This is a genomic window from Planktothrix sp. FACHB-1355 (assembly GCF_014748295.1).
Classification (GTDB): Bacteria; Cyanobacteriota; Cyanobacteriia; order Cyanobacteriales; family Aerosakkonemataceae; genus Aerosakkonema; species Aerosakkonema funiforme_A.
In genome coordinates this window covers 16,230-31,052 of sequence record NZ_JACJUP010000001.1, presented here as the reverse complement: position 1 = coordinate 31,052, position 14,823 = coordinate 16,230, and the positions used below count along the sequence as shown (strand labels likewise).

At 43.2% G+C, this 14,823-nt stretch carries 11 protein-coding genes; 2 read left to right on the top strand and 9 right to left on the bottom strand.

Annotated features, from left to right (window positions below; genetic code table 11):
- Positions 1–35: 35 nt before the first annotated feature.
- Complete coding sequence (locus tag H6S82_RS00130) at positions 36–962, bottom strand: 5'-methylthioadenosine/S-adenosylhomocysteine nucleosidase (RefSeq protein ID WP_190464671.1); 927 nt, start codon at positions 960–962, stop codon at positions 36–38.
- Positions 963–1,688: 726 nt separating this feature from the next.
- On the opposite strand from H6S82_RS00130, the gene H6S82_RS00125 reads away from it, so the two are divergent.
- Positions 1,689–3,296 (top strand): DEAD/DEAH box helicase, encoded by a 1,608-nt coding sequence (locus tag H6S82_RS00125; RefSeq protein ID WP_190464670.1) that lies wholly within the window; start codon positions 1,689–1,691, stop codon positions 3,294–3,296.
- A 30-nt stretch (positions 3,297–3,326) separates the two neighbouring features.
- Positions 3,327–3,539, top strand: coding sequence for a hypothetical protein (locus tag H6S82_RS00120; protein WP_190464669.1), 213 nt, complete (start codon positions 3,327–3,329; stop codon positions 3,537–3,539).
- Positions 3,540–4,029: 490 nt separating this feature from the next.
- Here H6S82_RS00120 and H6S82_RS00115 read toward each other — a convergent pair whose 3' ends face one another.
- From H6S82_RS00115 to H6S82_RS00080, 8 genes are all read right to left on the bottom strand, one after another.
- Complete coding sequence (locus H6S82_RS00115) at positions 4,030–5,829, bottom strand: hypothetical protein (protein WP_190464668.1); 1,800 nt, start codon at positions 5,827–5,829, stop codon at positions 4,030–4,032.
- Between the two features lies 1 nt (position 5,830).
- Positions 5,831–6,148: a hypothetical protein gene (locus tag H6S82_RS00110; protein WP_190464667.1), complete on the bottom strand. Its 318-nt coding sequence runs from the start codon at positions 6,146–6,148 to the stop codon at positions 5,831–5,833.
- A gap of 10 nt (positions 6,149–6,158) precedes the next feature.
- The gene (locus H6S82_RS00105) at positions 6,159–7,997 is read right to left on the bottom strand and encodes a type IV secretion system DNA-binding domain-containing protein (protein ID WP_190464710.1); all 1,839 of its coding nucleotides are present in this window, start codon (positions 7,995–7,997) and stop codon (positions 6,159–6,161) included.
- Positions 7,998–7,999: 2 nt separating this feature from the next.
- Positions 8,000–8,545, bottom strand: a complete 546-nt coding sequence (locus tag H6S82_RS00100; protein ID WP_190464666.1) for a hypothetical protein — start codon at positions 8,543–8,545, stop codon at positions 8,000–8,002.
- A 93-nt stretch (positions 8,546–8,638) separates the two neighbouring features.
- Positions 8,639–10,525, bottom strand: coding sequence for a hypothetical protein (locus H6S82_RS00095; protein ID WP_190464665.1), 1,887 nt, complete (start codon positions 10,523–10,525; stop codon positions 8,639–8,641).
- 16 nt (positions 10,526–10,541) lie between these two features.
- Entirely contained in the window at positions 10,542–11,669 is a 1,128-nt protein-coding gene (locus tag H6S82_RS00090) for a hypothetical protein (protein ID WP_190464664.1), read from the bottom strand.
- Positions 11,670–11,684: 15 nt separating this feature from the next.
- Positions 11,685–14,027, bottom strand: coding sequence for a TrbI/VirB10 family protein (locus tag H6S82_RS00085; protein WP_190464663.1), 2,343 nt, complete (start codon positions 14,025–14,027; stop codon positions 11,685–11,687).
- On the bottom strand, positions 14,027–14,818 hold the full coding sequence (locus tag H6S82_RS00080) for a hypothetical protein (RefSeq protein WP_190464662.1): 792 nt from the start codon (positions 14,816–14,818) through the stop codon (positions 14,027–14,029). Before H6S82_RS00080 ends, H6S82_RS00085 begins: the two co-directional genes overlap by 1 nt.
- Positions 14,819–14,823 lie beyond the last annotated feature (5 nt).

Genomic DNA, 14,823 nt, shown 5'->3' with positions numbered 1-14,823 from the left:
TTTAACTTTGCCCGCTCCCGGTCGGGCGAACCCAGTCAAAAAACAGGATTGTTGAAGTTAGTAGTATTAACTCCACCCTGGTTAATTACCGCAGCGTTCTCTGCGACCTTGGTGAAATTGTGGACAGTTGATGATTGAGAATTCAAACCATCTGTATCTCTATCCCTAGCTTCTGTGTCGCGCACTTCGTCTAGAGTAAGCTTCGCCAGAATCTCGAAAGCGAAAGCACTAGCGTGTCGTGCAGCAGTCTCCTGAGAGCCAGCCGCATCTGCGTTGCTCTTACCCTCAATTAGATCAGAAATACCACGAATAATTAGTGCGTTTATTTCTGGATTGGCACGAACAGCTTTGAGAACCCCGTGACTCTCCATTTCCACTGCCAGCGCATCACCGTAATTTGAACGGAGGAGCTGATAGACATCAGAACTCGTCGAAGCCACCACTTTATCACCTGCGGCTATGGCTCCAATAAAAGCACGAGGTTTCTGTGTTGGGATGGGTTCTCTAATCCGCTCTAACCAATCTTCCTTCCTCGCCACAGCCTTAGCTCTCTGTTCCAGGCGGTAACTCACGAGACTTACGTTTGGCCTCGGTAGGAAAGTCTCCTCTACAACTTTTCCTGACTCATACCCATAAACTTTCGTTGCGGCTACCACATCACCGAGGTTGACATCTTTGATTCCGCCTGCTACCCCAACGAAAAGTACAACGTTTGGCTTGAAATAGTCGATGGCTCGTTTAGTTTCAACAGCGGCTTCAGCATTGCCTGCCCCGATTTCAACAATTCCTACTCGCCAGGAACAACCGTTGGATGAGAAGTTTCCAAGCTCGTAAATGGTTCCTTCCGGGTGTTCCTCTTCCTGGAGGTCAGTTAAGTGAGTGCAAACAGCTTTAAACTCAACACGAATAGCAGTAAGTATAACCGCGCAAGGTAAATTGTGGCCTTCTTGTCTCGATTTCACTGGTTTCAAACTCCCTGGTTAAATCACTCAAAAAAACTTAATATGCGCTCCGAAGCCTTTATCTGTTCAGCAATCAGCTGACTTATGACCGTATCCTTATCTAGTCTTTCTCTCCAAACACTTGATTGAAATGAACTGTCGCCCTTTCCAAGTTAGCACGGGATTTTGTCCGCCATACTAGCTACTAGCGATACTAAGGAGCTTGTGTAAAAACCGATAGTTCCCATACTCCATACCTTGCGTAACAAGGGTTATTCTTCTTTGACCACTGCATGAAGGTTAATTACTTACGATTTTGACACTATTTTCAGCCTTATATAATGAATTAGCCCTGGCAACTATTAAGGACTAAATCATCTCGCATCTGTGCCAAGAGATTGAAACCAGCACTGTATAACGGTTAATGATAAGGTACAGAGCATCAAACGAGCGCCGCAAATTTCTTACCTAAGACATAGCAATTGTATTTCTTAGGTAAGCTTTTCAATTTTAGTTTTACGTGCATTATCTCAGCCCAACGTAAGATTAAATGAATAAAAAAACGGCTGTATTTTTGTATTTATAATCTTAAATTAGTCTAGGCGCTAAATTTATTTAGCATTTCCTGGTTTCATTTTTGTATTTATTAATTAATTTATCAGTGCTTCACCAGCAAGCATTGAATGGGCTTTTAACTTATTTAATATTACCGCGACAGTTGAAAAGATATTCGGGGAGGGAAGTTATTTGAAAGCCCAGGATCACTCGAAAACTTTAGAAAATAAGACTCTACCAAAACTGCGAGATTACCAAAAACAAGTAATATCAGATTTAAACATCCAAATTCAAGCCGGACACCAACGCAACCTGATCGTCGCTGCTACGGGGTCAGGAAAAACGATCGTGGCAGCAGAGATTGTTTATAACGCTTTTTTGAAAGGTCAACGAGTTTTATTTGTAGTGCATCGAGATGTTTTAATTCAGCAAACTTTAGAAAAATTTGGCAAGTTTGGTATTAATTGCGGAGTAATAGCAGGAGGACGCAAAGAAGAAAGACAAAATCGAATCCAAATAGCTTCGGTACAAACTTTAGCTTATCGGGAAATAGACGAATGGTTTAGACCCAATTTAGTTATCTGCGACGAATGCCATTTAACCAGCTTCACAAGCGTAATGCTCAAACGCTTTCCTAAACTCAAAAATTGTACAAGTATTCCTTCTAATAACTGCATATATATTGGACTAACTGCCACCCCATTTCGTCTTGCTAAGAAAGAAGAATTAGGAGATATTTTTACTGGATTGGTTATTGCACCTTTTCCAGAACAGTTAATTAAATGGGGATTTTTAACTCGACCAGTTTATTACAGTAATGGTGAATTGGATTTATCAGAAGTAGGAGAAGAAAACGGGGATTTTGCCATTCAAGATTTGGAACTAAAATGCAATGTACCAGAAGCGATCGCAGCCGCAGTAAAAGAATGGCAGCGTTTGGCGGCGGGTCGGGCAACCATTGCCTTTGCAGTTAGTATAGCTCATGCTCGCGCGATCGCATCTTCATTTCGAGATGCTGGAGTTCCAGCCGCTCACGTAGATGGGTCGATGTCGCCTAAAGAAAGAAATATTTACTATGAAAAATTATCTAAAGGAGAAATCAGCGTTTTAGCTTCTTGTGAATCCTTAGCAGAAGGCTATGACGATCCAAAAGTATCTGCGGTACTTTTATGCCGACCAACTAAAAGCAGAGCCAAGTATTTTCAACAAGTAGGTAGAGGTTTAAGAATATCACCAAATAAAACAGATTGTTTAGTATTAGACCAAGCAGGATTAGTGAAAAGATTTGGGTTTATTGAAGATTTTCGAGAGGTAAATTTAAATGAATCTGTAGAAACAGAATCCGGCGAAATTCCGATGAAAACTTGCCCGGTGGAATTGGGTGGCTGTGGTGCATTAACTTGGATTGCAACTCCTCGTTGTCGCCAGTGCGGTTATGATTTTGTACCAAGAGAAAAGCTGACCCCAATCCAAGCTTTAGAACGGATGATTAGAGATGAAGACCGTCAGAAATTCTATTTTTATCGCCAAAAGTTAAACGAAGCATTTGCTAAAGGTTTTTCTCCAGCTTGGGCAGCAGAACGTTGGCGAGAGGAATATGAAAATAGTGCTTACCCCCCTGAAGATTGGGCTAGAGGCGCAATTTTTGGCGATAATCCAACTCCGGTATCAGAAGCGAAATATCGTAAATATTTAAATATTATTGCTGGAAAAAATCATAAGCCTAAACAATGGGTTGTTAAATATATGAAATGTGAGTTTGGGGCTGATTGGGCAGAAACGGAAAGTGTAGCATCGTGAGAGATCATATTGAGTTTGGTGCGGAATAATATGTCCATCCAATACCCGCCCCAGGATGATTCCCAGATCTTCTCCCGCCTCCTGAATTATTTCGTTAGGTACATTTTCTGGCGAGATGCGATCGACAATACTCTGAATTCTGCCTCGATATATTTCTACAAAAAGCAGGATATTACTCAAAGCAGCAAAAAATTGAGTAAGTACAATGTTGTCTGGTCAGCGGGACAATCTTTGTCTGACTAAGGAAAGCCCCTCTGTAGCATCTCGTTCAGTTTGCTCTAGTTCCTGATTTAGTCGGTCAATGAGAGCTAAAATTTCGGATGGTATAGGCATTGTGAATTAAAATCTAATCCTTAAAGCATATGTGACTTGAAGAAGAAATTGGCCAGGGTGGCCAACTTTACGTTCCAAAGATAGCTGGTCAACTTTACATTCCAAAAAAGGCCGGAAAATGACATGGAGGCAAACTAAGGATCTTCGCCATTAAGTGGCGGGTTATTTGAGGGAGTTGAAGTTGGCTGCACCATTTTTACTGTATTTGTGACCACTTTCTTCTTCCGAACTGGCTCCAAATCTGCTTCTTATTTAACGATGGAATCAGCCTTTCAGCTTTATAGTTGGCCAATTTCTTCTGACAAAACCTGGCCAAAATCTTCTTCAAGTCACAGCATAATATCAATACTTGAGTAACTAAGTGTTAGCTTAGATGCGATTTTCTTCATGCTTCTGTGAATTAATCACCAATTTCCTTGTCTCGCGATTTTTCTTTTTTCGGTTGTAAGGATATTCCTGGCGCTCGCAGTTTCGGTAAAATAGCCTCAAAGTAAGCTAAATCACGTTCAGATAGTTGAGTAACCATCTTGCCACCAGACTGAACTAACAATAAACCCCGCCCATCTTTAGAGTGAATTTCCACAACTCCCTCCGTGGTAGCCTTCCATTTATAAGAAAGCTTTCCATCAATTTCTACTGCACTATTTTGGGATTTTGCATAATTTACCAAAGCGCTAGAAAGCTTTTGAATTCGCAGATAATAATCCACTTCCTGCTGTCCGACAACGGCAAACGCACCACCCGGTTGTCTACCTTTAATTTGTGCCATTACCAGTTCAGTCAAATCTCGTTCTTGTTCAGGGTGAAGTCGAACATTGGAATCAACACGTACACCCAAACCACTAGCGCGAAACTTGAGAACTGTTTGCCCATCTCGATCGCTAAGCGTGTAGTTTTTCCCATCTCTTTGAATGACATAATTAGCAACATAAATAGTTGACCTATCGGGGGGTACTTTTTGGCTGTAGAAACTGCGAATAGCATTTGCATAAGTGTGGCATTCTTCCCGGCGTTTAAAGTCTTCCCAGAGGTTCGTGACAGTTTGTTTAGCTTGCTGCCACCAGGAAAATTGAGTAGGCTGTTCAACCCGTGCAGTGATTAACTGCTGCATTTGGCTAACTGAATTCTGCAAAGAATTAATCTGTTGATTTTGTTCCTGAATTGTCTCTAATAAAGTTTGCATTTCAGTGCTATAATTGGCAGCCATTTGAACGGAAGCCGTTTGAGGAAGTGCGGCAAGCGATCGCTGAACTTTTTCATAACCAGAAATACTCTGCGATTTTTCACTAGCTTGTTCAATTTTATGTTCTATATCTGGTTGGGATTTAGATTGTTTCTGCATCGCCTCCCGCACGAAATTATGAATAGAACCATCAGTTATACCAGAAAGTTCTTCTACTTGATGGATGAGTTTGAGCAATCTGGCTTCTTTTTGTTCCTCTGGAGTTAACGAGTTAAAAAGTTGTTGTTTTTCCTGATAAGGAACTCCAGTATAAGCTTGGTTAATTATTTGGTAATTTCCCTTCTTTATACCCTCTCTTATTGCTGATAATAATTCAGGGTTAGGAGGATAAACTGTATTGGATGCCTCTACTGGGATTGGGATTTGGTCATAAGAATTTTGTAAGTTGTTCTCGCGATCGCTTTTTGACCACAGTTTTTCAGATTCTAGAATAGGTAACGAACTATCAGTACCAAGTTCAATTGGCGAGTAATAATCTTCCTCTTCTGGAGGTGACGGTAAAGGTTTATTTTCCAACCATACGGATTCTGAATTTGGCTCTGCAACTGTTGAAAGAGATTGTTCAGTAAAATTTTCCTGAGATTTTGCCTTCATAATTTCATTAATAATTACCTTTCCTTGGCGATCGGATTGCAAGATAATCCTCCCATCCAACTCGATTCGTTTGTTAGCTGCTTCTGGTATTAACCCACCAACGGGCGTATCTCTTAGTTTTTCAAGCAGCCCTAATAACTCTGGATTGATTACTTGTCCAACCAACCCAGTCACCTCATCTTTAAATTGATTAGTTTCTCTTTCCATTCCATAAACTAATCGGTCATTATCGTAAATTTGTAAACCTCTAGCTTCGGGGTTTGATTCTTCAGTTTCACTTCTCAATAACTCTTCTAAAAAGTGCCGCCATTGTTCGATTAAGTTAACTGCGTCTCCTTGAGAACCTGTAAAAATATCTGGCATTTCATCCTCCTTCAATTACATTGAGTAAGTTACTCGCTTTTGCCATTAAAGTGAGCCTATCTATCACGATAGAATCGCCAAGATAGAAGAAAACAAGCTGTCCATCTAGATACCAAGCTATGAAATTTGTCAAGTCTATTTCAGGTCTATGACACTGGTAAGGTTCGCCTAAAACACTCCCAGCTAGTAATCCTAAATCATCGAAAATTTCCACTATTTTAGGTTGGTAATCCAAAGGCAGTGGAGGTAAAGCTAATGCCTTTTCAATTTCTCTTTTCCAAAAAGGAGTTAATTTTTCCAATGTTTGTGCTAATTGCATAATTTTCTGCTTAAAATATGTCTGCTAATTCACTTGCTCCGGGATTACTCTTACTTTCTTCTTTGTCTGGAAGTGGAAAAAGCTCAGAAGCTAAAGCGCGACGAACGTTAAATTGTTCTCGCCGTTCTTCCTCACTGATAGTCAAAGTCCTTTGCTGCAATTTTTGCTGAATAAAGTTCCATTTATCCTCAGACCATTGCATTTCAGCGACATCATCTTTGGGAACTTTTACGGATTGAAATAGAGGAACATAAGCTTCATCGCCACGAGTATAGGCCGGGTTAATAATAACCGCCTTCCCGGTTTTCATTTTAGCAAATTGGGCGGCTTCTAATAAATGCCGTTTCTGAATATTTTCATTGATACTTCTCGAACCTCCACCTTTGCCCGTACTGCGACTTTTAGACTTAAGTTGAATTTCCATTTCTCCTAAATAATCAGCAAAAAGTTTAGACGATTCCGGGTCTTGGGGGTTAAAAATGAATTTGGTTGCTGTACCCCCAATAATTGCTCTAGCTAACTCTTTCCCATAAGCTTTTTCAAGCTGACTAACATTTTGATAACCCAAAATTCCACAAAAGCCATCCTCTCTATTCTCATTCAGCCAATTAACTAAAGCAGGTAAATAAAGAGTAGGCAACTCATCTAATGCTACTACTAATGGGTCTTGGCGCGGCACAGTACGCGAAACATTCCGGTTGACAATCATGTGAAGAATCGCGGCTAAGAGTGGCCCGACAATATCGCGATTGTTTCGGTCTAATCCGAAAATCACTAACTGTTTTTCATCAATATCTAGAGGTAAAGTAGTCTGACCACAGAAAGCCCCGACAAAATCTTTCTTTAAAAATCTTTGAAAGATTCGTTGTGCTGTACCGACGATACCAGAAACAGTTTTTTCTGAATCTTTGACGCTAATTAATTGAGAAAGCGGGCGAGAAGTCCAAACCTTTAGTTTAGTCTTAGAAGCTTCTTCTAATCTGAAAGCTAAACTAGGCAAACTTAAAATAGCTTGTGCCATCATCAAATCACAGTATTCATCTGTACCTGTCAAAGTTTTAATGGCTTTAGTCACTAATAAAATGCCTTCAATTAACGCATCTCCCGCATCCTCAAAAAACTTATCGCTAGAAGCAGTTCCTCCACTTTTATCGAAGTTTTTGTTTAAAACCATTGATAGTTGACCTGCGGCGATCGCATCTTCTTCATCTCTAATCAAATCAAGGGGATTGCAAATTTCGCTTTCAGGAAAACCAGGTGCAAAAACTCTCACGGTATAACCCCGCTTCATGGCGTAAGCTACAGCCCGTTTAGTTTGCGCCGGATATTTAAAATCGTAAAGACAGACTGGGAAACCTTGGTCAAGTGCTGAACGAATCAAAGGGTCAATCACGCTGAAAGTTTTTCCCGAACCCGCTGCACCTATAGCACAAATCCCCCGTTGGGCATCCGGTACGTATAAAGTCGGTGTCGCAGCGAATGTTTGGATTGTTTGCTGCCAAGGATTTAACTTTTTAATCAGTCCAGCAGTTTCCCACTCTTGACGCAGCTTTTTTCTGATATGATCTGGTGTGCCAATATAGAGAGCGACGTTATTGCGAGTCACTTTTCGCATCTGTTTTTTAGCAACTTTAGCAGCACGGGTTTTTTCTTTTCCACTTCCCCAGTAGCCAGTAGCAAGCTTGCCTTTCTTACCAACTCCATTTAGCAATTGTAAAGCGATCGCAAAACCCAGACATCCTAACAGCATCAACCCACTGGGGGACTGAAGTTGGTGAATTAACTGTTGAGTCGGAGCCAACTTAGAAAGATTAGGAGTATTCGATTGACTTAAAACTGTAGCCTTCATATTCACGATTTAACCTCATTAAGCGATTGATTCAATAGCACTAAGCGTCCTGATTCAAAACAAAAATGGCTTCTACTGACTAACTCGTTAGAGTTTCTTTGAAATACATCTAAACACGGATACCCATTTCTCGTTTCGGAGCTTTGGACTAACAAGCTAAAACCTTTGGGTAATTGAGGTTTTAGCATTAAACTTAAAATCCTTTGACTATCCGTTGTGTAGGCGCTATATAAACAGCCAGCAACGCCGCACAATTTAGCCGTATTGAAGTCAAAGACGAAATATTTTTGATCGGCGGCTAGAGTAACTACTTTGACTTTAACTGCATTGGGGAAAGATTCATTACTGGCGCTTTGAAAGTTTTCTTTTAAAACTTTTTGAAACAAAGCCGTTTCGACAACTTTCTGTGCAGGTTGCCAGGTCAATGTCGTTGGTTTGTTTACTTGCGTCTTAGCCATAAAGCCCCAGCCAAAAGCAAAGAGCGCTATCAAGCAGGCTACAATGACTACCCGAAGTCTATGTTTAGTAAATAGTTCAACATTTTTCATCAAAAACCTCCCTTGAATACTCCCGCTATTCAAGTGTTAGCGTTAGAAATAAACGAAGTAATGCCTTCACCGCGTACCTTTATTATGGGAACTTTACAGACAACCCATTGACTGCAAAGCTTGTTCGTAATTAGCTTCGGTTTTCTGACCGTAGGATTTAACAGTCAATTGACCAAAAACATCGCTAGCTTGAGCATCTATTGGAATCGAAGAGCCGCCGAAGTGCATTTGGCCCACTCGTTCAATTAATCTTGAACCTGTAAAAAGTTGCCCGGTTTGGGGGTCGATGGTACTGGTAGCACGATCGAGCAGCACCCTGGCATCCGACCGAAATAAATCTTCTTGTTCTTGAGGGCTGAAGTATTGCATTAACTCATCTGGTGTGATAAGATTACCTCCATCCAAACGCGACAAAAATTCAGTTCCGCCTGGTTTGGCAGCAATTAGCGATCGCACATCGGAACGATAGGACATAAACTGCTTGCTTCCCAAACCGCGTCCGCAGTTTCCAGCGCGATCGCAACTGTAAGAACCTACAGATGTATAATCACCTTCCAGAGAACTAATAGCCTTAGATAAAGCATCTAAAACGACACCATTATGGGTGACTTTGCAATCTGCGATTTCCTTAATAAGAAATCCTAAATTTCCGCTAGTTGCGCTGGGAATTTGAAAGCTATCTTTTTGCTGATAACGCGAATTGTTAGCAGTGGATTCGAGTTGTGGTGGCGTAGCACCTGTTGAAGTTGATACGCTATTGCTGGTACTAGGTTCAATTAATCCTAAGAAAATCGGCATCTTTTCTTGATAGGTGAGCCAAGGAATAGGGCCAATAAAATACGGAGTACAGCCCAAAAACTTCATGCACATACGGAAAAAGAGTGCTTGAGATGCTTCGCCAGTCGTTTCCTTGACTTCCCAAATCGCCACTTTGAAAGCATTGCCAAAAGGGTGTCTTCCGGTAGGTTCTTTCCCGTTGTTAACCCGCGCTAGTACGCCATGTCCGCCTTTGACTTGTTGGTACTTTCCCGATATCCATTGCTTCCCCAGAACTGTTTCATCTCCAGCTAATTCGATGTGGGCGCAGTCGCGATCGCATTTCACACTAAAGCCTTGGCGATCGCTTCCTGAAATTGTGCGATTTCGCTCCTGTTCCGCTGTTCCAAACGCAACATCAACTAAACCCACAGTAGAACCTACAGCTTGAATGGGATTAGGAAATTGACTGAAAGGAACGTTACTCAATCCAGGCACTTCTTTAATCAAAACTCTTTCCCAATCTTTAAATGAACCAAGGGCAGTATTTGGTAATTCGGGAATTGAATCAGATAAAGGGTAAGCTTCGAGTGGAATATCGTTCAGAGACAGTTCGCCCAATATGGGAGACTTTTGTAAAAGTTGAGCAATTGTTTCTGAAGGATTAAAACCTTGGGTCAGCGAAGCCGCTAATAAGTCATTAATTGGCAATACCTCTCCAATTTTAAAATTTTTCAAGGTGGGAATAGCCTTAACCAAACTGGCAATGCTTTGGAATTTTATGGCTCCAAAATCTGACAACTTGAACTTGGATAAATCTAAACTTACCAGTTGGGCAATCGTTGCTAAGTTGAATTTTTGGAGATAAAAAGATTCTTCAAAATCGCCCAGTCCTAGAAAAGTGTCAGGTTTTTGGCCTGCCGCCCAAGTACGGGATGGGTCGAATCCTAATTGAGAAACGATATCTGGCGGTACTGTAAAACCTCCATCGGATAAAGCTCCTGGCAAGGAACCAAAACTAATCTGACTCCAGTCGGGAATTGCAGCATTTTTAAAGGTTGCGATCTCAATTGCTGCACCCGGTACACTTGCAGGCGGAAATTGAGCTGTACTGGGAAAGAAAAGGCCACCAAAAACAAAAGCCAAAATAAACCCCAAACAGCATTGACCGAAACGCTTAAATCCCACACTGTTAAAAACCCTTATCAAACGAGCTATCAACATACTCTTCCCCTCCCACTCAATAGGCAGCTGGCACAAAAGGTGGAGTCGTCATGCCAGCAGTGCCGCTACGGTAAGGCGTCACTGCTGGCGGCACCAACCTTGGAGTTTGATAAACAGGCGCGATGTTAACCGGAGAATAAACCGGGACTTGTTGAGGTGCTTGATAAACCGGAGAATAAACCGGAACCTGCTGAGGCGCTTGATAAACTGGAACAGAGACGGGTATCGATCGCCTGCGGCTTGTAGGAGGAACAGCTGGTAATGGTTGTCGATACGCAGCATCTCTCTCCGAATAAACAGGTGCAGACGGCACGATAGGAGATCTGTCCAAACCGTCACCCGACCCCAAATCTCGCAGACGCGAAACTATTCTTTCGTTCAACCCAGAAAGTCCCATTGCCATTTGCAACGGTGTACCCGCCTTCAGCCGCAACAAAAAGTCGTTAATTCGATACCAAAGGCCAGAACGATATTGCAAAAGCCCTTGCGCCAAAGCAACTTGCATCCCAGTTGTAAGTGTCTCGTAGCTAACAGAAGAAACTTCGGAAGTACCCGCAGAATTATTAGCCACATTAACAACATTCGCGACGTTTGCAACAGCACGTCCTTGATCGGATACAATTTCGATAACGCTATAACGTGGAACGCCGCTTCCTTTAGCTACGCGAAAAGTGTAAACGCTTCGATTGCCCGATCGCGAACCGGAACTAGCATCTCTGGTAACAACTGTCAATGTGGTATCTGGAGTAGAATGCAGCCCTGGAAAATTCAAATCCACAATCCGACGCAAGTGTACTACTTGAGCGCCTGGGCTATCGCATTTTCTACCTGAGTGCTGAGATGACAAACAACCATCCACATCTAAAGTGGCATATTGCGGATTATCCAACCAAATCTTTTCAATAATCTCCCCAGTAGGAATAAAGCTGATATTTACACCGTGACCTGGCACTAGGACAACAGTGGGAGGTTTCGCCCTATTTCCGAGTGCAACGGATCGATCGATTTGAAGTAAGGCTACCTGATGCCCTTGCCTGACTGGGGCAGCTTGAACATCCTGGTGAAAAACACCCACAAACCCAAAAGTTAAAGGTACTGTCAGTAGCAGAGAATTGCAAAATTTAGCCTTGTGTGAAAATTGCATGGCTTTACACCTTAACTAAAATTGGAACGATTGATTAACAAAAATCTGAACTTCTTTACCGGCGGATACATACCAAATGTTGGGGCGTTGACGCATTTCTTGCATTGCCATAGCATTCCGCTGCATAATGGACTCCAAAACTGGAGCGAATCCGCCAGACAATACAGCACCCAAAACATTTGGACTATTGCGCTCGATGCTGCGACGACCCAAACCAAAACCAAAACCGGAATTATATTCATAAGACTCGCTGCGAGGCTGATTTAATACTCGGCCTACATTGCTAAGCGCACCAAAGAGAAAAGCATTAGCATCCTGCGAGAAAATTTCCCGGCTTTTGTCATCCCATTTTTTAGCAATTAATGGTTTGCCGCCATCTCCCCGAATACCGATCGCTCCGGGGGGTAAACGGTATTCTCTTCCATCAGAAAACACCACAGATTCAGCGATAGCATCAACCCATCCATTTGGTGCAACTGAAGCAACTGTAAATACAATCAAAGTGCCGGGATTAACAATCGGTTGTCCGTAGGCATTGAGTAGGGGGGATGTTAGCTGAACTGCAAACCTTTGAGCATTGGGGTTAGAAGGATTATTAGCGTACTTATTAGTGTTGGCGGTAGTGACTCCTGAAGGATTGAGGACTGGTGTAATTAACTTGCCGCTGGCGCTGGTTCCTACTTGGAGGTATTGACCGCTGAGAGCGGGAGAATTATCGCGCAGTGATAATGGTGGTTGCTGTGGAACTCTGCCCATCAGTACATCTTCTTCGGCATCTACCGCTTGCATACCTGAGTTGGCTGCGACTAAATCGGGGGATTGGTTGGTTTGAGCTACTGTTGATGCAGAACCATTCAGTAGCAAGCTTTCTTCAGGGTTGATGGCGGCTACTTCGGGTTGGGGTTGAGCTGCTGGCGATCGAGAACCATTCAGTAGTAGGCTTTCTTCAGCCGCGTCGTTGCTAGTACCTTGGTTTGTATAAGGCGCAGGCGGGTCGGCAATAACTCTTACAGCTTTGGGAAGCGCGATAGAGCTTCGTTCCGCTGCCGCGATCGCAACTTGTTCCCCTGGCGAGTACGCCCCCGGCGCTGCTGGCGGCATAACCGTATAAGGGTAAGCACTAACAGGTACTGGGGAAACGCCGATTTGTCCCGGCATAGCTGGTTCTGCCTGCTGAGAGGGGACAGGTACAGCAGCAACTTCTTGGCTGTCGTCCCCAGGAACATCTGCCTGTCCGTAGCTACCCACACTAGCTAGTGCCTGCCATTGTGCGAACGGATCGGGCTGTGGTGATGCCTCTGTTGCACGAGTAGGTCTGGGAGTAGGAGCGATCGTCGGTTCCTTTGGCTGTACCGCTGGAGGTCTAGGAGTAGGAGTAGGAGCGATCGTTGGTGCTGGTGCTGGCGATTGCGCTGAGCGCAGCGGCGGAGCCGATCGCACAATCTGCCGAGCTGGTCGATCGAGTGCAACGGGTACAGGTGCTGGCCTATTGGTGGCAATCGGCACTTGTCTGACAGGTGCTGGCTGCGGTACTGGAACTGGCACCGGAACTCTTTTCACCACTTCTCTGACGATGACTCTGGGCGCGGGAGAAGGTGTGTTATTTGCTGGTGGGCTTACAACAGGTTTGGCAGTACGGGTGGGCGTTGGTGTTGAAGTTTGAGCTTGATTTGGAGAAGTATTTGTCGCCGTGGGAGCCAAACTTGGACTTGGTGTTGCAGTCGGTGTTGGAGTTAGGTTAGAAGGGCTTTTAGCACGATTGAGTGCCGCTAATTGTTCGGCTTGGGTGCCAAGAGCGATTTCAGTCTTGAGTTTTCCCGTTTCATTTTCAGCTGGTGTCGGCGCTGGAGTTAGTGCTGGGGTCGGAGTGGGAGTGGGTGGTGCTTGCGCGACTTTCCCGCGATTGAAAACGTTATTGAGAAAAAGTCCCGCGCCTACAAAAACGACCATTGCGCCCATCCCGACTAAACCACCCTTAGTCCAAGGGCTATTAGAAAAAGTGCGTTCGGTTTTAGACTGGTTTGGATCGTCTGGATCGAACTCAAATAACTCATCGCGAGAAACAATGTTATTCGTTGCGTCTTTTTCTGCTCCAGGCGAGTCTGATTTTTTAGCTGAGCGCGGTTCACCATCCTCTTCAAAATTAACTAATTCCGCTAATCTTTTCCGATCCCAAACCGTGGCAGCTTCATCTCCATTTCGATCGCTAGAAGATGGTCGCTCTAAAGATTCTGGGGAACGGCTAGAGCGCTCTGGTAATCCTAGAGACGTTCGCTCGGAAGCTGAACTACTTTCACTTGCACGTATATGATCTGGATCGAAAGAAGCAAATTCAGAATAATCCTTGGGGTCTGTCATTATAAATCCTCCTTGGTTAAATCGCGGATTGCATAGATTTCTAATCCACTTTGTCGCACAGAATAAACTTTAGAACCTAAATCTGATAGTGTTTCAGTCGGGGCTTTGGGCGCTTCCACAGCTTGAACGTAAATCTCTTTATTAAAGGGAATTACATCCCCTAAATTGCTGGTTTTGTCCATTACCATCAAGTTCGCCACCATTTTGACTTTCCACTTTCCCTCACCAATTTGGGTAGGCGGTTGAATTTCCAGAGGAACTAAAGTAACTTGAACTGAGCGGTTAAAGACTCCCGCCGGAGTAATTTGAGCTAGCTTAGTGAGAAATTCTTTCCGAAAATCTTCAGACAAAGCGAAACTCGCTTGCCATGCTGCTGTGGTAACGCGATTTCTGTTATCTATTTTTACGCCAGGGTCGGGCTTGGGATTGGCAGCTTCTTCTACAGTTGTAGCTGCTAAAGTTCCAGACCAATTCATCATTAATGTGAAGATATCAGCGACAAATTGGCTAATAACTTTTGGGGTTCTTTCTTTAGAGCCAAGGGGCGCTACTGCTATGGTTTTACCTGTTTCTAATTGCACTAAAGTCGGTGGTGCTTTTCGAGCTAAACTGGAATAAGCACCGTAGAGGAGAATTACTCCTAAAAGGTTGATCATATGTAAACCCAGCGTGACAACAGCAAAAAGTGCTAAAGTATCACTTGTTGTAAAGCGCTTTTCTTGTCTTTCTAGAAAGCGCAAACGTTTGGTTGTCGCTGATTCTTCCGTGTAAGGAGTTTGAGGAGAAGCCATAAACA

Excerpts from the sequence above, each read along its gene's own strand:
- H6S82_RS00120 (WP_190464669.1), top strand. The coding sequence starts at position 3,327 with ATGTCCATCCAATACCCGCCCCAGGATGATTCCCAGATCTTCTCCCGC.
- H6S82_RS00115 (WP_190464668.1), bottom strand. The coding sequence starts at position 5,829 with ATGCCAGATATTTTTACAGGTTCTCAAGGAGACGCAGTTAACTTAATC.
- H6S82_RS00110 (WP_190464667.1), bottom strand. The coding sequence starts at position 6,148 with ATGCAATTAGCACAAACATTGGAAAAATTAACTCCTTTTTGGAAAAGA.
- H6S82_RS00105 (WP_190464710.1), bottom strand. The coding sequence starts at position 7,997 with ATGAAGGCTACAGTTTTAAGTCAATCGAATACTCCTAATCTTTCTAAG.
- H6S82_RS00100 (WP_190464666.1), bottom strand. The coding sequence starts at position 8,545 with ATGAAAAATGTTGAACTATTTACTAAACATAGACTTCGGGTAGTCATT.
- H6S82_RS00095 (WP_190464665.1), bottom strand. The coding sequence starts at position 10,525 with ATGTTGATAGCTCGTTTGATAAGGGTTTTTAACAGTGTGGGATTTAAG.
- H6S82_RS00090 (WP_190464664.1), bottom strand. The coding sequence starts at position 11,669 with ATGCAATTTTCACACAAGGCTAAATTTTGCAATTCTCTGCTACTGACA.
- H6S82_RS00085 (WP_190464663.1), bottom strand. The coding sequence starts at position 14,027 with ATGACAGACCCCAAGGATTATTCTGAATTTGCTTCTTTCGATCCAGAT.
- H6S82_RS00080 (WP_190464662.1), bottom strand. The coding sequence starts at position 14,818 with ATGGCTTCTCCTCAAACTCCTTACACGGAAGAATCAGCGACAACCAAA.